The 19295-nt window shown below is 41.7% G+C and carries 18 protein-coding genes, 4 tRNA genes and 1 riboswitch; of the genes, 1 reads left to right on the top strand and 21 read right to left on the bottom strand.

The features are described from left to right. Positions 1-91: 91 nt before the first annotated feature. Positions 92-172: riboswitch (glycine riboswitch) on the bottom strand. 443 nt (positions 173-615) lie between these two features. The 20 genes from BVI01S_RS13150 to BVI01S_RS13060 form a co-directional block, all read right to left on the bottom strand. Continuing rightward, a complete protein-coding gene (locus BVI01S_RS13150) occupies positions 616-1782 on the bottom strand; it encodes an IS256 family transposase (RefSeq protein WP_060674812.1) in 1167 nt (388 codons plus the stop codon). 157 nt (positions 1783-1939) lie between these two features. Further along, entirely contained in the window at positions 1940-2602 is a 663-nt protein-coding gene (locus BVI01S_RS13145; protein WP_061810518.1) for a putative endonuclease domain-containing protein, read from the bottom strand. Positions 2603-2682: 80 nt separating this feature from the next. Beyond that, a complete protein-coding gene (locus BVI01S_RS13140; protein ID WP_061810517.1) occupies positions 2683-3144 on the bottom strand; it encodes a hypothetical protein in 462 nt (153 codons plus the stop codon). 276 nt (positions 3145-3420) lie between these two features. Continuing rightward, the gene (gene rlmH, locus BVI01S_RS13135; RefSeq protein WP_061810515.1) at positions 3421-3900 is read right to left on the bottom strand and encodes a 23S rRNA (pseudouridine(1915)-N(3))-methyltransferase RlmH; all 480 of its coding nucleotides are present in this window, start codon (positions 3898-3900) and stop codon (positions 3421-3423) included. A gap of 94 nt (positions 3901-3994) precedes the next feature. Next, positions 3995-4153, bottom strand: a complete 159-nt coding sequence (locus BVI01S_RS22200; protein ID WP_079532410.1) for a CxxH/CxxC protein — start codon at positions 4151-4153, stop codon at positions 3995-3997. A 110-nt stretch (positions 4154-4263) separates the two neighbouring features. Continuing rightward, positions 4264-5508, bottom strand: coding sequence for a S1C family serine protease (locus tag BVI01S_RS13130; RefSeq protein ID WP_061810514.1), 1245 nt, complete (start codon positions 5506-5508; stop codon positions 4264-4266). A 200-nt stretch (positions 5509-5708) separates the two neighbouring features. Beyond that, a complete protein-coding gene (locus tag BVI01S_RS13125; RefSeq protein WP_061810512.1) occupies positions 5709-6503 on the bottom strand; it encodes an MBL fold metallo-hydrolase in 795 nt (264 codons plus the stop codon). A gap of 5 nt (positions 6504-6508) precedes the next feature. Continuing rightward, positions 6509-7312, bottom strand: a complete 804-nt coding sequence (locus tag BVI01S_RS13120) for a two-component system regulatory protein YycI (protein ID WP_061810511.1) — start codon at positions 7310-7312, stop codon at positions 6509-6511. Position 7313: 1 nt separating this feature from the next. Beyond that, positions 7314-8651 (bottom strand): YycH family regulatory protein, encoded by a 1338-nt coding sequence (locus BVI01S_RS13115; RefSeq protein WP_034764814.1) that lies wholly within the window; start codon positions 8649-8651, stop codon positions 7314-7316. Further along, positions 8648-10474: a cell wall metabolism sensor histidine kinase WalK gene (gene walK, locus BVI01S_RS13110; RefSeq protein ID WP_034764813.1), complete on the bottom strand. Its 1827-nt coding sequence runs from the start codon at positions 10472-10474 to the stop codon at positions 8648-8650. The genes BVI01S_RS13115 and walK overlap by 4 nt, the downstream gene beginning before the upstream one ends. A gap of 6 nt (positions 10475-10480) precedes the next feature. Next, positions 10481-11188: a response regulator YycF gene (gene yycF, locus BVI01S_RS13105; RefSeq protein ID WP_061810510.1), complete on the bottom strand. Its 708-nt coding sequence runs from the start codon at positions 11186-11188 to the stop codon at positions 10481-10483. Between the two features lie 216 nt (positions 11189-11404). Beyond that, complete coding sequence (locus tag BVI01S_RS13100; protein WP_061810509.1) at positions 11405-12889, bottom strand: M23 family metallopeptidase; 1485 nt, start codon at positions 12887-12889, stop codon at positions 11405-11407. Positions 12890-13245: 356 nt separating this feature from the next. Beyond that, a tRNA-Phe gene (locus tag BVI01S_RS13095) sits at positions 13246-13318 on the bottom strand. A gap of 159 nt (positions 13319-13477) precedes the next feature. After that, positions 13478-13554 (bottom strand) — tRNA-Asp (locus BVI01S_RS13090). 147 nt (positions 13555-13701) lie between these two features. Beyond that, positions 13702-13773 (bottom strand) — tRNA-Glu (locus BVI01S_RS13085). 8 nt (positions 13774-13781) lie between these two features. After that, positions 13782-13857, bottom strand: a tRNA-Lys gene (locus BVI01S_RS13080). Positions 13858-14104: 247 nt separating this feature from the next. After that, on the bottom strand, positions 14105-14518 hold the full coding sequence (locus BVI01S_RS13075; RefSeq protein ID WP_061810507.1) for a DUF350 domain-containing protein: 414 nt from the start codon (positions 14516-14518) through the stop codon (positions 14105-14107). A 15-nt stretch (positions 14519-14533) separates the two neighbouring features. Beyond that, positions 14534-15775 carry a glutathionylspermidine synthase family protein gene (locus tag BVI01S_RS13070; RefSeq protein ID WP_061810506.1) on the bottom strand — a complete coding sequence of 414 codons (1242 nt, stop codon included), beginning with the start codon at positions 15773-15775 and terminating at the stop codon, positions 14534-14536. Between the two features lies 1 nt (position 15776). After that, positions 15777-16085 (bottom strand): hypothetical protein, encoded by a 309-nt coding sequence (locus BVI01S_RS13065; protein ID WP_061810504.1) that lies wholly within the window; start codon positions 16083-16085, stop codon positions 15777-15779. Further along, positions 16082-16546: a hypothetical protein gene (locus tag BVI01S_RS13060; RefSeq protein ID WP_061810503.1), complete on the bottom strand. Its 465-nt coding sequence runs from the start codon at positions 16544-16546 to the stop codon at positions 16082-16084. Before BVI01S_RS13060 ends, BVI01S_RS13065 begins: the two co-directional genes overlap by 4 nt. A gap of 119 nt (positions 16547-16665) precedes the next feature. Between BVI01S_RS13060 and BVI01S_RS13055 the strand changes: the two genes are divergently transcribed. Beyond that, complete coding sequence (locus tag BVI01S_RS13055) at positions 16666-17688, top strand: potassium channel family protein (protein ID WP_061810502.1); 1023 nt, start codon at positions 16666-16668, stop codon at positions 17686-17688. Between the two features lie 42 nt (positions 17689-17730). On the opposite strand, the gene BVI01S_RS13050 is transcribed toward BVI01S_RS13055, so the two are convergent. Next, on the bottom strand, positions 17731-19023 hold the full coding sequence (locus tag BVI01S_RS13050; protein ID WP_061810501.1) for an adenylosuccinate synthase: 1293 nt from the start codon (positions 19021-19023) through the stop codon (positions 17731-17733). Between the last annotated feature and the right edge of the window lie 272 nt (positions 19024-19295).

Genomic DNA, 19295 nt, shown 5'->3' with positions numbered 1-19295 from the left:
AAGCACAAAAAAAGAGATTGGATGGGCTCCAATCTCGTGGTCATAAGAATAACAAATATCATTTGGCATGAGTGCACACCAAAGAAATATCCGATACTCTTCTGTCCTTTTGCCTGAGATAATGAACCCTTCGGCGCCGCGGATCTTCCGCGGTCTCTCCAGAAGCTGCTCCTGCCATGGGATGATCCATGGCAATCATAGCTTTCTATTAATTATATAATTCGCTTAACGTTTCACTGTCGAATAGTTGTTTATTTTAAGTGGTGTGATGGATCTTGTCAACTGGAGGGATTGGTTATGGTGCTGCTCTTTGCAGTAATATGAATCCAGGGTCACCTCTGAGTTCATAATGAGCGGGGGTAAATTAAGCGGAATTTTTCCGGTTATATAAAGGTTGAACCTCGATTTTGGGGTATTTAAGCGGAATTTTTCCGCTTATACAAAGGAATTTCTCATATTTTCACGTTTTTTAAGTCAATAGGCGGAATTACTCCGTCTATTTAAGTCAAGTCCACTTTATTGTGTAAATTCATATACTATGTCTTCAACCAATATTAGTTATTGTTCTTAGGGGGTCCTCCAGCTAGCTGGAGGACCCCCTCGAAAATTGAAAATTCAATAGAGATATTTTCTGTTCCCTGGATCAAGGTCTTTTTCCTGCTCCATCAAGACTGCTCCAATTAGTCGAAATGCTGATTGCGTATTTGGAAAAATTCTGATGACACGTTCACGTCTCCGTATTTCAGAATTTAATCTTTCCAAATTATTTGTGGTTCTTAATTTTTGATGATATTCCTGAGGCTCATTCATGAACTGAATCGCGTCTTCAAATCCATCATCTAAAACCCTTATAACCTTTTGATAAGAACTTCGTTCCTCGAATAGAGTAATGAATCCATCTTTGATTTCTCTGGCTTCTTGTGGAGTAGAGGCATCAAAAATTTTTTTGATGATTTGTTTGGCTTCACGAGAGTCTTTTTTAGGCATCACATCAATGATGTTTTTCTTAAAATGAAAGGTGCAGCGCTGCCAACTTGCCCCTATAAAAGATTCTCTTATAGCGCTTTTTAAGCCCTCGTGAGCATCAGAAATTATCATTTGAGGTGACTGAAATCCTCTGGATTTTAAGTGGTCAAAGAATTGAATCCACCCAGATTTAGACTCAGCATGATTCACGCTGAGGCCAATAATTTCTCTTTTATTCTTCTCATTGATTCCAATCGCAATATAGACCGCTTTGGATACCACTCGTTGATGCTCTCTCACCTTAATGTACATAGCGTCAACGTATACATATTTGTAATACATGACATTAAGAGGGCGTGTTGCCCACTCATTTACAATTGGATCTAATTTTTTTGTAATGTTAGAAACCAGTGATTTAGATACACTTTCACCACAAAGCTGTTCCATTACCTTAGTAACTTTTCGAGTAGAAACTCCATTGACCACCATTTCCATCATTGAAAGCACAAGTGCCTGATCTACACGCTTGTATTTTTCAAATAATGAAGTGGAGAATGCCCCATTCCTCGTACGAGGAACGGTTAAAGTAAGCTTGCCGATTGAAATGACAAAATCACGATTGTAGTAGCCATTTCGGTAGTCTAATCGTTCATCTGTTCTCTCATAAGCCTTAGCATTTAAGTAGTCATTACGTTCTTTTTCCATAAACTCATTAAGCACTAAGACGAGGGAAGATTTAACAAGGGCATCGAGATCAGAGTTAGCTACCTGGTCTTTTAAATCTTCAATATTTAAAGTAAGATTAAGTTGGGTCATTTTTAATTCCTCCATGTACAGATTTTCTTGGTCGAAAACATTGTATCATGGGAATTAAAATGGCCCTTTTTTATTTACACAATTATATAGACTTAATCTCTATTTAAGCTAATTCAAACTCAATTTACTGATTAAGCGGAATTTTTCCGTCTATTGATCAGATTGTGCGTTTAACCTGATCCCCTAAGCGATAAGAGCGGATTCTCTTGACCCCAGATTCGGGAATCAACATCTTTTTCTCAACTAGTTGAGTAAGTAATTTTTTCACTGTCTTGTCAGTTCGCTTCAAATACTTTTCAACTTCCATTGGGGATATCGCTTTCCCTTTTCGAATCGCTAATCGCAGCACTTCCTTTTCAGCGTAGGATAGAGTGGTCTGGTCAAGCTCATCACCTAGCCGCCGCCCAATCACTTGCTGAACAACCTGCTGACATCGACGAGGTTTTTCTTTCACTTGGTCATAAGAAAATCGGATGACAGTCCACCCGTCCATCACCAACTGGTTTTGACGCTCCAGACTGTCGGAAAATTGCCATCTGCTTATATTCTTTAAGTGAGGGCCATACCCATCGACCTCAAAACAAACCCGGATGGCTGGACGAATATAAGCAAAATCTAAATACCGTTTTCCATCTTTAAAATCATCGATTTCAAACTCTGGATGAAGATACCGAAAATGATAAAATGATGGCCACCAAACTTGCTTCAAAAACAGCATTTCAGCCTGGCTGTGACCTTCTTGTAAGCGCCTCAGCCGTTCACCTTTTCTTTTCTGAGAGTGAGCATTCATAAAAGCCTGATACTCTTCTTCAAATCCCACAGCAATCCTCCTCAATAATCGTCAAACTTTAGAAAAGTATTAGCTCGTTCTCTCCTCAATTTCTTCTACTAGACCTTTATCTAACCCTCAGTTGGAACCATAAAATCGTATTCAGGAACTCCATACTTGACAATCATCTTTTTCCGATACTCTTCAAAAGATAAATGAAAATGTTCCGGTGGGTTGCCAAATAGGATAGTAAATTCTCCGTTTTTGAAAGACATTAAATAGCTTTTCTCCTGGTTAACATTCTCCTCCATAAGTGATGCCATTAACTCTTCCAATTGCTCATCTGTTAGGCTATCGTTCAACATCACTTTTTTGCAGTTTCCATCTTTATTTTGCAATACAAACATACCGTGTCCTTCACGTTCCTCTTCCTTGTACTTAATAGAGTTTTCAGTATATTTTTCTATTGTTTTGGTGTAATAATAACCGCACACCCCACAAAAAATGTACTTCTCATCAGTTTTGTAATAATCGTCTACATAAGCAGAACGTCCACAACTGGGGCATTGAATAGCATACATAATCGATGCCAAAAAGGAATCATCTCCCTTAATAAATTATTTAATTTCCGGAAAATTGAAATGAATGAGTGTAAAATCTAGAGAAAAAAAGAGGCTTAATGTGGTTTCAACTGGAGAGTGATTAAAAAGCAAATAAGGATATCAAGGAGTAGTTAAGTAAGAAGAATGTGAGGAAAGAACTACTTTTAGTTTAAAAGGATTTTTTTATTTGTCAATCTATTTTCTTTCTCATTTCTATTCGCCCTTAGGCCCTCCAACAATTAGGAGAGGCCTTTGGCTAACAACCTTTTATTTATGATACGGTTCTCCCCGATTAATCCGAAACGCCCGATAGATCTGCTCCACCAAAATCAGTCTCATTAACTGATGGGGAAAAGTCATTTTTGAAAAAGAAAGGGTTTCATTGGATCTCTTGATGACGTCATCACTGAGTCCCAATGATCCGCCGATCACAAATGACACTTTGCTTTTTCCGTAGGTTGCAAGCTTGTCCAGATTATCGGCGAGGTCTTCTGAAGAACGCATTTTTCCTTGAATGGCAAGGGCAATGACATGATAATCCGGTGAGATCTTCGCCAGGATCCGTTCACCTTCTTTATTCTTAACCTGCTCCATTTCAGAGTCACTCAATACTTCAGGGGCCTTCTCATCTGCAAGCTCGATAATATCGATCTTTGCGTATGCACCAAGTCGCTTTACATATTCATCGATTCCCTGCTTTAAATATTTTTCTTTTAATTTTCCAACCGTTACAATGGTGATGTTCACTATCCACACTCGCTTTACAAACAATTTACAAACACGTTATCCACAGAAATTATCCACATATCCACAACGATAATCCTCATATAGTATGAGAATATTAGTTCGCCACTATATATACGGCGTTATTCCCACAATATTCACATGTTGTGGATAACTTTTTGTCTTCGGAAAGCTCTGTTAGTTGAGGCGCCACCTCATGTTCATCGACGACAATATCCATGGCCAATTCTACATGCTCCAAGCAGCAGTAAATCATGTCGTTTCCTCCCTAAATGTAGTTTATATACTTATCCACAATCATCATATCATGTAAAGAAAAAGCAGGAAAGGGCGCATTGCCTTCCTGCTTTTCACTTTATCCACATTCTATAATCGGGATTCATCCGTCAGTTTCATCGTGACTTCTTTCTTTTTGCCATCTCTGTAGAAGGTGACTTTCATTTGATCGTTCACTTCTTTTTTATTATATAGATGCTTCCTCAAGTCAATTACATTCTGGACCTTCTCACCGTCTAGCTCTGTGATGACATCAAGCTCTTGCAACCCAGCTTGAGCAGCAGGTGAATTCGGAACGGTTTGTCTAATCATGACACCATAATTGATATCCTTCGGCAGTTTTAATGTTTCCTGCTGATGATAAGCAGAGATCTGATTCACGTCTTCAAGGGTCACACCCATTGCAGGACGCTTCACTTCACCATATTGCTCAAGGTCTTCAATGATAGGTCGAGCAGAATTGATTGGAATCGCAAGTCCGATTCCTTCCACCGCTTCCTGTGCGATCTTCATGGAGTTGATACCGACCAGCTGACCTGAAATATTTATGAGGGCTCCACCGCTGTTACCAGGGTTGATGGCTGCATCGGTTTGCAGAACCTCTGCGTTCCAATCCTCCATCCCGTCCTGATTGATGTCGACAGGAATCGTTCTCTCCACACCTGAAACGACACCCTGTGTCACGGAACCTGAGAATTGAAGTCCAAGGGGGTTCCCGATGGCGATGACAGGCTCTCCCGCTTTCAGCTCATCCGAATTACCAAACTCGGCAATATCGTCATTCTTGATTTTACTTCCATCGATTTCAATGACGGCAAGGTCTGTCCAAACGTCAGTACCACGGAGTTTAGCCGGAACCTTTGTACCGTCTGCGAGGGTGACCTCCAATTGGTCAGCCCCTTCCACAACGTGATTATTCGTCACGATATAGACCGTTTTTCCTTCTTTTTTATACATGACCCCTGATCCCGTTCCTGCCTGTTGGTCCTGGGTCTGACCACCACCCTGACCCCAGAAGCTCTGGGATTGGATATTGGTGATTCCGACCACGGAATCCCCGGTCTTTTCAACGGCTTTCGTCACATCCGTCGTCACATTGACCGACACATTCTTGGTGGTTCCATTATGATACGTCTGATCGGTTTCTTTCAAATCTTGATCCGGTTGGACCGAATAAGGTAATATATCAAAGTTCGTCAGTTGAGGAATGGCTACGATTACAAGGATCGCCCCAAGGATTACTCCCAATAGCCCCGCCAGGAACATTCCTCCCCGATTTCCCTTTTGCCTGCCAGTCCTGCCTTCAGAATTATGATCACCATCATAATATCCCATGCGTCTTCATCCTTTCTAACAGCTATTCCTTTTGTTATTTTATCTTTACAAGCCCGATTATAGTCAGATTAAATTAAAAAATGATGAAAAGATGGTAAGAAATTTATTAGGTTACTATTTATGTAAACAAAAAAGGCGAAGACAGAAGCCCTCACCTTTTTCATACCTTTATAAGAGAAATCATAAACATTTGAATCGGTTTAAATCGCAACTAAAGGCGTTGGTACTTTAGGGTCCGTATCAAATAGATCGATTTGTTCTCCTACCAGGATTCCCTTTGATTCGAGTGTTTGGGTGACACTCATTCTTGCGAGATCTTTCATATTGTTATCAAGGCTTAAATGAGCCAGGTAAATCCCCTTGGTGTTATCACCCATCACTTCACTCATGGCAATGGCCGCGTCTTCGTTGGATACATGGCCGTAATCACTCAGGATCCGGCGTTTGATATTCCATGGATAACGGCACATCCTGAGCATCCCTACATCGTGATTGCTTTCAAATACATAGGCATCGGCATTCGAGAGGATCCCTTTCATCCGATCGCTTACATACCCCGTATCGGTGACAAGAACAAGCTTCTTCTCCCCATGATGGAAAATATAAAACATCGGTTCTGCAGCATCATGTGATACACCGAATGACTCGATGCTTAGTCCCCCGAAATGCTTGGCCGTTTCCATATCAAAAGAAAACTTCTGCTCTGTATCAATCTTCCCCACAAGACCGTCCATGGCGTTCCACGTCTTATCATTCGCATAGATCGGCAGCTTGTACTTCCTCGCCAATACACCGATCCCCTTAATGTGATCACTATGCTCATGGGTGACCAGAATCCCCGACAAATCTTCAATCTTCCGGTCAATCTGACTGAACAATCCTTCCATCTGCTTGCCGCTCAATCCGGCATCTACAAGAAAGGAATGCTCCTCCGATTCAACAAATATGGCATTTCCCGTACTGCCGCTAGCAAGTACACTAAAATGCATCGTCATATCTCTCACTCCAATGTTTCTTTTTCCGGTTTGGTGACCTCTACTATCTGTCCTTCTACGGCATTGATAAATAAATCTTCTTCTTCATCCCCTGATTCCACGACAAAGTGCCAGGTTGGTGCAAGGACCTGGGATTCCTCTGACAAGAACGTCCAATACCCCAATTTCGGTTTGTGAACGACACTATCCGGACTGATTTTTTGATTCGTATAAAGGCCCTGCAATGCTACAAAGGAAGGAATGATGGATTTATCTTCCCCAAACTCACTCAGATCCTCAAGCATGGACTGTTTATACGATACAATTTTATTATCATTATTGACTGTAAGGACGATCTTTCCATTTGTATTATTGAATAACTGCCTTCCCCGATACGTCTGATAATACGTGATCGTCTGTTCTTCCGTGTTGTAATCCCAGAAGCTGTACTTATCGCCATCAATGACCTTGTTCTCCATGAAGTCATTTAAATCATCCGGTGAAAAATCCTTATCTAATGAAACAGGTTCATCTAACGTTGAATGAATCGTACTTTCGTTAATAACGGTAACGTCTTGGTCCTTTAAGATACTGATATCTTCATCCTTAAATTTCTTTGATTTAGCCTGTATATATTTTTCTTCCGTTGGATCCTGGGATAACGTTTTTGGATATTTAATTTTGTCCGCCTTTAATTTTTCCTCAAAAGTAGCCTGACTAAGTGTTTCCGGGTTGCTTTCTGAGACTTTATTTATAAAAAGGGACATCAAAAAGATATCTAATACGAGAAAAACAATGATGAAAATGCTTTTCGTTTTACTCCAATCCATTTTATAGTCCCTCCTTATCATCGACGGATAATCTCAACCAATTACCATCGTATTTATAATACCAGGAGGGTTCGAAATTCAGTTTTCTGCTTTCATTTGGGTCTCTGGTCATTTTGTATCCAACGGCAATATCCTCTACATAATCAAGGTCGATCGAATCCACTTGATTCAAAGCATAGATGACGGAGGAACCTGATGGTAACAGGACTTCAGCCGTATCTTTAAACGAGAAATCTAGTTTAAAGTAAGGCCGACTATATTTATTGATACCGTTCTGACCCCATGTTTGGGAGACTTCAGCCATCCCGTTATCGTTGAAGACAGGGTGGTTTTGCAGAAAAAGACGATAAACGATTTTATTTTCATAAGGGCTGATGGAAAAGAGCTGATAATCATCTGTCCAACCACCATGATCGTTAACGAACTCCATGCTCTTTTGTACGAGCATGGCAGGTGAGGAGCCATCATCCTTATCCTCAGAAGGATTAACGAACGAGAAGGTATTGTGGTTCTTATCCACCGTCAATATGGAGGAAACGTCCATAAACGTCACAAGATCATCGACTGAGCCCATATTTACACTATTGGGATCACTGAATAGCGCCTGTTTATATTCTTCAAGGGAACTTAATTCAGTGTAGTAATAATAACTGACATAGTCCTCGGCATCTTTGGGTAGAAAAATGGTTTTCTTATCATTTATCGGTTGTTCCACATATTGACGATAAGCGCTGTTATATAATGCTCTTTGCACGAAATTCCGTTTAAACGAATCGAGACTGGCAAGGCTCACCTGACATTCATACACAGCCTTCTCCTCTTTATCGTCACTTACTGTAATAAAGAAAATGGAGCCGGAATCACCATTTGCGTTGTGCAAATCAATGATAATTCGATTAAACGAAGCCGTGGAAACATTTTTGTCCTCCAAATTCAAACCTTGGCTGAAGACAGATAAGGGGACGATGTCGGGAAACACCAGTTCAAACTTATCTTCACCCTGAATAAGAGTATTGATTTCTTGAAAACTATACTCGTTTGATACATTTTTAATTTCAAACAGGGACCACTTTCCCAGCTGTTCGGTCACTTTATTCATTTCGGTCTGGTTTGTAGTACCGACTGTCTTGTTTCTTCCATGATAAAAGAGCTTGTAAGGTCTAATAAGGTGGGTGTTCAACTCGTTATCCTTGAGCTTTTCCCCGACAGAAACATCATAAGCACCATCACTGTTGATCGTATCGTAACCTGGTGAATAGGTCCAAAGATTAAAGGTAAGGAAGACACTTATGCAAACAAGTACGGTTAAGACTATCGATTTTATTTTTTCATAATTCATGACCAATCATCCTCTTGTGTGGAATCATATGGGAGGGTAAATACGATTGTCGTCCCTTTACCTTCTTTACTCTTCGCCCACACATCGCCACCGTGTGCTGATATCATTTCTTTCGCAATGGCAAGGCCTAATCCAGTACCGCCCATTTGTCTCGTACGGGCCTTGTCTACGCGATAGAAACGTTCAAAAATCTTCTCCAGATTATCTTTCGGAATCCCTAATCCCTGATCGGATACGCTGATCTCAATGAATCCATCCTTTTCTTTCACCGTAAATGTAATAGTGCCGCCTTCTGGTGAATACTTTAATGCGTTGGAAATGATATTATCCAACACTTGAGTGATCTTGTCCTGATCAATTTCTACGAACATCGCTTTATCCGGCAAGAAGCGGTTAAAGGTTACATTTACATTTTTCGTCATTTCAAAACGATCGATGATTTTATGGAAAAACAGGATGAAGTCCACCCAATCTTTATTAAAACGATAGTCTTTGCTATCCATTTTTGATAACTGAAGGAGGTCATTGACGAGCCGGATCATCCGCTCAGTCTCGTTCTGGGTCACGTCAAGAAATTGGGGGGCTATTTCTTTATCCTCCCATGCTCCTTCTGCCAGTGCCTCCAGATAGCTCCTCATCGTCGTCAAAGGAGTTCTGAGCTCGTGGGAAACGTTGGCGACAAATTCCCGTCTCTCTAAATCTATCTTCTCTTGTTCCGTAATATCATGCAAGACTGCTATAAGACCATTCACGAAGCCCGTCTCTTTTTGGATAATAGAGAAGTTCGCGCGTAATATATACGGTTTATCCTTTGTACTGTAATCCAAAATGATAGAGTCCTGCTCATTCGATAAGTCATCGAATGTGTACTCCTCATCCAGTCCCAACAACGAAACGATCGGTTGGGAAACGACTGTTTCACGTGAAACATCCAGCATGTCAGCAGCAGGATCATTAATGAGAATGACCCGCCCTTTTCGATCAGTCGCAATGACGCCATCCGTCATATAAGACAGCACTGAAGAAAGCTTCCTTCTCTCCCCCTCAGTCGTTGCCTGGGCTTCTTGAAGACGCTTCGTCAGATTATTAAACGTAATGGCCAACTGACCGATTTCATCGTATCCGTAGACCTTTACCTTCCTCGAGAAGTTACCTTTTGCCATGGCTAAGGCCTGTTTTCTCATATCCGATATGGGCCTGGTAACGGTTTGGGCCAAAAGGACACCCAAAACAGCCGTTATCGCTAGTGCAATAATGGTTCCATTCGTGAAGATCTTATTGATTTCACTCATTTGATCATAGACCGTTTCGATTTCCCCGGCGATATAGATGGTCCCGATGACTTCGTTGTTCGACTCAATCGGTTTGGTGTATACCCATATCCGGTCCTTTGTCTTATCATCAAGGTAGATATCGTCGTCACCAAATCCGAGAGCAAGGGCTTTTTTAACCTCTTTTTCCGCACTGATCTGACCGACCAGACCTTGATTATTGGGATCAGAAGTCCCCTCAATCCTGGCTCGGCTATTGATGACCCTGATTTCAGCTATATCGGACGTTTTACTGCTATCATCCAATATCCTGTATATATCCTCCTGAAGGGTGGGATCGTCCTCGGTCCTTTTTTTCAACATGGCTTCTTTTACGGTATATTCTAATAAGTTCACTCTATTGGTAATAGAGGTTTTAAAGTTCTCCACCAGCTTCTGCTCCAATTCCCGCACAAAATAAACCCCGATGATTTGCATGGCGAGAAGGATGAGCAGAACGTAGATCAGAACAAATTTCAAATGAATCGAACGGGTTAAGCCAACTTTCTTCATTACATATTACTCCTGTTCAGGATTTCGTAAGTAATAACCTACTCCTCTACGTGTTACGATCCAGGTAGGGTGACTTGGGTTATCTTCAATTTTCTCGCGAAGACGTCTGACAGTAACATCGACTGTACGTACATCCCCGTAGTAATCATAACCCCACACTGTTTGAAGTAAATGCTCACGGGTCATGACCTGTCCGATATGTTTCGCCAAGTAATGAAGGAGTTCGAACTCACGGTGCGTCAATTCGATTGTATCTCCCCGTTTTGAAACAACGTAGGCATCCGGATGGATCGTTAAGGATCCGACGGTGATTTCATTGTTCTCATCCTCGATAGCTTGCTGCGCCCCGTGCTGGTGGCGTCGCAGGTTGGCTTTCACCCTGGCAATCAATTCACGTGTACTGAACGGTTTGGTCACATAATCATCCGCCCCAAGCTCCAATCCCAATACTTTATCGATTTCAGAGTCTTTCGCTGTCAGCATGATGATCGGCATTTCATACTTCTTCCTGATTTCACGGCACACTTCCATTCCATCACGATTCGGAAGCATGATATCAAGAAGGACAAGATCCGGTTTAATTTCTTCCGCCATCTTCACCGCTTCATCGCCATCATATGCGCAATGAACCTCATATCCTTCTTTCTTCAAATTAAACTGTAATATATCTGCAATTGGTTTCTCATCGTCAACGACTAATATCTTCTTTTCCATATCAATTGATCTCCTTTAGAAAAAAGTAATGGATCATATAAAGTTGTGATTAGTATAGGATTCTTCCTTTAAATTTATCACTTTCTCCATATTAATTCATCTTTAACTCTATCATACCCTTTATTTCAATGCTTGTTGACTATAATCTAAATATAACAAAGGGGACTGACAAATAAAATGATTGTGTCAGTCCCTTGCTTGATTCCCTCTATAAAATTACAGTACATCCAGTGGATTAATCAATGATCCATTTTTGAAAATTTCAATATGAAGATGAACACCTGTTGCTTCACCCGTTTCTCCCATGATACCTAGCTTCTGTCCTCTTTCAACCGTTTGTCCGGCAGAAACAGAGATGGAGTCTAAATGAGCATAAAGAGTTCTATATCCATTTCCATGATCAATGATGACCTTATTTCCATAACCGCCATCGTCCCAGCCTGCTGATACGACTCTTCCGTTATCAACGGATTTGATGGTACGGTCACTTGGACGGGCGATGTCGATGCCCTTATGCATTTTACCCCATCGCTGGCCTTGCTTGGAAGAAATATATCCGCCATTCGTCGGCCATGCAAAACTTCCCGATCCTCGTGAAGGAATGGCTTTTGTCCCTTTAACCACGATATATTTCACCGGATCTTTTAATTTCTTTTCTTCTTTTACATTTTTAGAGATTTGAGAACCATTTACCTCTGTTGTTTCGAAGGTAACGGATTTCTCACCATCCTGACCCTCTTGCTTCACTTTCGTATCGCCCTTATTCATAGAAGAGTCTTCTTCTACTTCTTTATCGTAAGCAATCTTTTCAATCTTATTTGCTTCCTTCTTAACGAGTACGTGAACAAGCGGCTCGTATACAGTAACGTTTAACTCTGCCCCCACCTTAAGTGCGTCGTCCTCTTTCAAGCCTTCATTCAACTTGAGTAAAGTACCGGTCGTCAGTTGATGATCTTCGGCAATCGTACTAAGGGAATCGCCTTCTTGGACCTTGTATTTCTTCTCTTCTAACGCACCTTTTTTAAGAAAATCAGCCGCTTCTTCAGGGGACATCATATCTTCAGGCTTCACCTGCGCCTTTTTAACGTCTACATTCTCTTTGAAAGAAACTTCTAACAAACGAGTTTCATTTTCTTTTAAAGCGGGTAAAGAAGTGGTTGAAGAGTCCTTTTTTCTTGCCTCTAATTCAGCCAGCTCTTCATCGGAAACATAGTTAAGCTTAAAGGCTTTTAAAGCTTCTTCAGCCGCCTTTTCGTCTTTCACATACGCAACCGGCTTGTTATCGACAACCAAGGCAAATCCATTTGCTTCGATTGCTACAGAATTATTTACGTCTTCAATGACTTGTTGATTGTTGGTTTTGACAGCTTCAAATACATTTTCAGGTATGTATGTTACTTCATGATCAAAATCAACCTGGTAATCACTGTATTCCTTCTGAGCCTTCTCAAGCTTCTCCTCTAATACCGCCTTTACTTCGTCCTGACTTGTAACGGCACCTACATACTCACTATCCATGTACACATGATAGATGGTTTGCAAATCTTCTTCAGACCCCGTAGCGGCAGCAGAAGAAAAGGTTAAAGTGGTTAGAGCAAGTGTGGTAATCCCTACTCTCTTCACTAATTGACTTGATCTATGTCGAATATTAAATTTTTTGTATTTGTCTAAAACGGGTGAAAACTTCTCTCCAAAACTCATTGACTTGCCTCCTATAAACTAAAGCAAAAATCCCAGTTAACGGTAGTTCATTAAGCCTAATTTAGTCGAATTCTATAAAATTGCTACTTTACTAATTTACCATAATTCGACGAAAACCGGGACGCAGAATCATGATTGTAATATAACTGTATAATTTATCTGAAAATATAGTTTCGACTTTTGGGCGATGATCCGCGTCATACTGGGAATGATATGGGTCTAAGGATGGATTTTCAATTGAAATAGCGTTGGTAGAAATTAGAGGATTTTTGTTGTTTTATGTTACATGAATATTACAAGAGGCATAATAAAAAAGTACTACGAGAGTCTAAGTCGTCGCAGTACTTTTTGTGTGATGGCTCAGGACGGAATCGAACCGCCGACACATGGATTTTCAGTCCATTGCTCTACCAACTGAGCTACTGAGCCAAATAGTTTTCGGCTTCCGCTAAGCTTCGAATCTCTTCGTCAGCTCACTCAGTCACATCCTCACGTATGTAAAATACGCTCCAGTGTTCCTTCGATCGCTTCCTCGACCTTCTCGCTTATCGAAACCCTTTTCCATTTCATGAATATCAGATATGTAAATGGCGGTCCGGACGGGACTCGAACCCGCGACCTCCTGCGTGACAGGCAGGCATTCTAACCAACTGAACTACCGGACCAGAGTTTTTTGACGATAGTCAAAATAACTTTCATTGTTTTGCGTTAGCAAAATAGGTTTCATTACTTTTCTCTTGCGAAAAATATGTATTCTATTTCCACATAGGATTGCTTACTAAACCAGCAATCTATCATCAAGGAAATAAAAATGACCCATACGGGATTCGAACCCGTGTTACCGCCGTGAAAGGGCGGTGTCTTAACCGCTTGACCAATGGGCCTTAAAAAATGGTGAGCCATGAAGGATTCGAACCTTCGACCCTCTGATTAAAAGTCAGATGCTCTACCAACTGAGCTAATGGCTCTCTAAGTATATATAAACACGAATCGAAGGCTTGATCAAAGCCTCTTTCGTGACAACGAAATTAATATTATCACAGTATGATTGTCGAGGGCAACAGTTTTTTTGGTTTTTTTGTCGAAAATTATTTCTGGGGGAATAATTTGGTCAAACCGATGATTTTTGGGAATGTAATTCGTTAAAATGGACGCCATCCCCCTCCACAAAAAAAGACCCGCCACCAAAGCAGCAGATCTCCGTTTTAAACAAAATCAATAAGTCAAACTAGCCGCCACAACCAATCCCACAACGATCGATGCGGAGAATAGGCTGAATCCGATGGCGATGTTTCCTTCTTCCACTTTCTTAGCAAGATTTGTGCGTGGAGTCAGGACAAACTCTATGATCCAGTAGGCAATGACCTGGGTCGCAATTCCGATCAGACCCCAGATGAACGCATCAAGTAAATTAAGGCTGTTTGCCCACACGGTGTAGATGACGATGGCGAGTCCGATGGCTTTTCCCCATAGCTTCAAGGCTACCGCAATGTTTCCTTCTTTGATTAACTTCGCTTCTGAGAACTTAGTAGTGAAGGCGAAGACGGTGATGCCGAGGATCATGAGTCCAAGGCCGGTTCCGACGTGGGCCAGAAAGCTGAGTAAGGCTTCACTTGTTATGATTTGCATATGATTCTCTCCTTTTTATCTCTCCTGTATTCCTACAGGCAGAAAGTATGATTCGTTATCAGTGATGGCATTTCCGGCTCTGATTCCGATTGCGCCGGGATTGCCATTTATGATGAAGCTTCCGACCATCAGGCTTGCTTCCTTTTCCCCTTCATCCGTTGTGATCACCGAGACAGGAAGGGGGCAGAATTGTTGATAGACAGGCAGAGTCTGTTTATACGTTTCGTTTTTGTCTTCCAGGAGCACCTTACCCGTCGCTTCCAGTATTTTGACTGTATCTCCTTCACGACCAAATACAGGTTTTTGTACGTACGTCATTCCACATTCCTCAAACGTTTCAGGGTCAAGGTACGTTGGAAGGAAGTAGCGCTCAATCCACTGATGTTCTTCCTTTGTAAAAAAGGTGCTTCCTTCTTCATGAAGCCCCCAAATGAGTGCCTGCACCCCTTTTGATTGAAGTAGAAAAGCAGATGGCGGATTCAAGACAGCCAATTTCTTATCCAACACCAGTTGCATCAGTTCCTGTCCGACTTTATCGTTCGTCAGGGGATCCTCATCCTCGACGAGATGCTCGATCGGATACGTTTGACGATATAATACATCGATTCTCTCCCCATCCGGTGTAAAAAGCCCATCGTTGCGTATTTGCAACTGATCAAGGCTCACATACTCTGAAGGTACGCCCGAGAGATCCTGTATATACTTCGTTGTCAGGTAGTCTTCTTCGTGATCGGCATGGGAGGTGAACACGATCTTTGCGTCTCCTTCCCTTTGAAGTGACTTCCAGGACGATAAAAGAGCCCTTTTCAACTCTTTGGATAATTGTTCTTCCATCCCTTCATTCGGATTCGCATAATCGAAGTACTCACAGACCTTTTCATTCACATGATAAAGCTCTTTGATGAAAGTTGGCGTATCACTATTAAATTCTAATAGTTTCATATCTCCATTAGATACGACGAAATCAAATCTCCCAATGATACATTCTTGAGGGACGGACTTACATTTTATATATGAGAGGGATTCTTCAGGGTACCCCAGTTCGAGAAGGGTTCCATCATCCAGCTCCCGAAGAAGATCTGCCGTCTTATCAAAAATGGCGTAGACACGCTTCGATGCTTCTTGAATCGCCATGATGGTGTTTCTGGGTATCAGATGGATATCCAATAAGGAGTATTCCATATCATATAAATCGTGCCAGAACTCCGGGATGCCATTGTAAAATCCTCTTCTTTTCGCTTGGTGAGAGATTGGCATATTACCCTCCAAATCCACCTTTAGAGCCACTTCCAATTCCTGATTTGTAGCTTTTAGAATAAGATTTATAGCTTGGTGAGCTTTTCAGCCCAGATTTATTTTTATAATATCTTCCTCCATAAAAATAATGGCCGTAATGGGAAGATCGATCATCATCACAATAATACGTACCGCTGTCGTCATCCCAATCCCAATCGTCACAATCTACATCCGTCGGTTCCGGCGGGAGGTCCTGGTTCCCGCAGCCGCTCACCGATATTGCCATGACCGAGGCGGCCACACCCGCCATCATTTTTTTTGTTTTGTTCATCTACTTTCCTCCTCCAGCTTATATCCCGTTGCATTTACATATAGAAGATATACATAGCGATCCTCATCTATTTCAGCAGAGTCGCGTTCCCATTCAACTCCGTCTATATAATAATAAACAGAACCGATGACGCTTAGAATATCAAGATGATAATCATGATGTTCTATTTTCAGGATAGGATTATTTTTCCGGTGATTGAGCTCACGAATTTCAAGTACCAATCGTTCCGGTGGAAACAAAGGGTCATTCAACGGTTCTTCCTCATAGGTTTCCACATAAATGACGAATACGTTGCCTTCTATAGAAGAAGAAAGCTGCCGGTAAGTGACCCCTTCCTTTACGAAGAACTCACATTCCCTTCTTGCGAGAATCTGTTCAAGCTCAATATCGGGGTAGTGATAAATGGGCTCGAAGGCGTCGTTTCCTTTTCTCAATCGATACTCTAATATCGGTTCTTTCATTTCCTGGCATCCTCCTACAATGATTTCTTTAAACTATACGAACCAGTAAGGAAAAGGTTTCATTTTCCAGAAGTTCATTGGTATGATTGAACTATGATTTTTCAGAAAGGAAGGTATGTATGATTATTTTCCAAAGGATTTGGAAGCAGATCACGAAGATGGACTTCGGTTTCATTTTTCTATTATCACTGATAATCGTCCTGATTGGAACCTTTGGCAGTCATTTTTTGGAACCTGAGACATTTCCATCGCTGTTTGACGGATTCTGGTGGACGATGACGACGTTGACGACGGTCGGGTATGGAGATTATTTTCCCGTTTCGGTTGGAGGGCGGATGCTTGGAATCTTCCTCTTTATCTTCGGGATTGGGATTATCGGGGTATTGATCAGTAAAACCGTCGATTCAATCACCACGTTTCAGAAATTCAAAAGGGAGGGAAAGCTAGTGTATACATATGAAGATCATTATATTTACATCAACTGGTCCAAAAAGACGGAAAGAGCAATTGAAGAGATCCTTGCACATGTGCCCGATGCTGAAATCGTCCTCATCGACATGCTTCCCATCACTCCGATCGAGCATGAGCAGGTCCATTTCATCCAGGGGGATCCATCAGATGAAAATGTGTTATTGAAGGCCAATATCTTTGAAGCGAAGCGGGTCGCCATTTTCTCTGATTCTAAAATCGAGGACCCTTCCCTTGTAGATGGGAAGACTTTATTAATCGCTTCAGCTGTCGAAGGATTATCCAAAACCCATCAGCGAGAAGTCCATACAATCGTGGAAGTATCGGAGGATCGTCATATTCCGAAATTCCAGCATATCGCCGTAGAGGATTTCATCCTTTCCAATGATTCAGTCTCACTTCTGATGGCGAAAGCTACCCTGCATCCTGGAACGACTACCCTGTTCAGACAGCTCTTGAGTAAACGATACGGCAACAATATACACGAATTCAGCGTGAAGGATACCTGGAAGACCGTCAAGCAGGCATCTGAGGAACTGCTTGAAAAAGGAGCCATCCTTCTTGCCGTAAATGACAATATGGATTTCAGCAATGCCATGAATCAGGAACTCCATCCGGAAGATACATTGTATGTTGTCTGTCATGATCGTGTGTACGAACAATTGACACAATAAAAAACTCTCAGCCTGGTTAGAAGGCTGAGAGTTTTTCATTTATTAATTCGGGCTCCACACGCTGCGAACCACATTCGTTTGAGAACGGTCAGGACCGACTGAGAAGATGGAAAGCGGAATTCCTGTCAATTGGGAAACGCGCTCTAAGTAGTGACGTGCGTTTTCAGGAAGATCCGTCAGCGTCTTGCATCCAGTGATGTCTTCCGTCCAGCCTGGAAGCTCTTCATACACAGGCTCACATTCAGCCAGGATGTTCAGGTTAGCCGGGAATTCTTCCATGACTTCCCCTTTGTATTTGTAAGCAACACAGATTTTCAATGTTTCGATCCCTGTCAGAACGTCGATTGAATTCAATGAAAGATCCGTTAACCCGCTGACACGGCGAGCGTGACGCACGACCACGCTGTCGAACCAGCCGACACGGCGGGGGCGTCCAGTCGTTGTACCGTACTCGCGGCCGACTTCACGGATTTGATCTCCGATTTCGTTATTTAATTCTGTAGGGAAAGGACCGTCTCCCACACGTGTAGTATATGCTTTTGAAACACCGACTACGTGATTGATTTTTGTTGGGCCGACTCCGGAACCGATCGTCACTCCACCAGCTACCGGGTTTGAAGATGTAACAAACGGATATGTACCTTGATCGATATCAAGCATAACCCCTTGAGCTCCTTCGAATAGAACGCGACGACCGTTATCAATGGCATCATTCAAGACAACAGATGTATCGACAACATAGTGCTTGATCTGTTGACCATACTCATAGTACTCATCCAGGATGTCTTCAATATTGAAGCCTTCTGTTTCATAGAACTTTTCGAAAAGGCGGTTTTTCTCTTCCAGGTTACGAGCAAGTTTTTCTTCAAACGATTGACGATCCAGAAGATCTGCGATACGGATACCGACACGTGCTGCTTTATCCATATATGCAGGACCGATTCCTTTTTTCGTTGTACCGATTTTGTTGGCACCTTTACGTTCTTCATCAATTTCATCCAGTTTTAAGTGATATGGAAGAATCACGTGTGCGCGATTGCTGATTCTAAGGTTGTCTGTTGTCACATCGCGATCGTGAAGATACTTCAACTCTTTTACAAGAGCCTTAGGATCGACAACCATCCCATTTCCGATTACGGATGTTTTTTCGTTATAGAAAATACCTGATGGAATTAAGTGTAATTTATATGTTTCACCGTCAAACTTAATCGTATGACCCGCGTTGTTCCCACCTTGGTAACGCGCGATTACTTCTGCATGTTCAGAAAGGAAGTCAGTGATCTTTCCTTTTCCTTCGTCTCCCCATTGCGTTCCTACTACTACTACTGAAGACATATTAAGCACCTCCGACGGGAATTAGTATTCCCTCTTTTATCAAACAAACTCATTTTATCAACACTAAAACCGAAAGTCAATCAAAACACGAACGTTTATATAGGTAATTATATTTATGTTCGTATAATTTCGGACTTTCCTCCCTAAAATCCTGTAGTTTAAGAATTTTGAGATAAATAAAACAAGCTTAATAAAAAGTGCGTAATGATGATGTATGTTAACGGGACCGTTCCTTTCCGCTCCAGGCACTTGCTTTCCTCGGGGAGGAAGTC

It is taken from the genome of Rossellomorea vietnamensis NBRC 101237 (assembly GCF_001591825.1).
GTDB lineage: Bacteria > Bacillota > Bacilli > Bacillales > Bacillaceae_B > Rossellomorea > Rossellomorea vietnamensis.
Note: the sequence above shows the minus strand (reverse complement) of the source record. Positions and strands in the feature narration are given on the sequence as shown.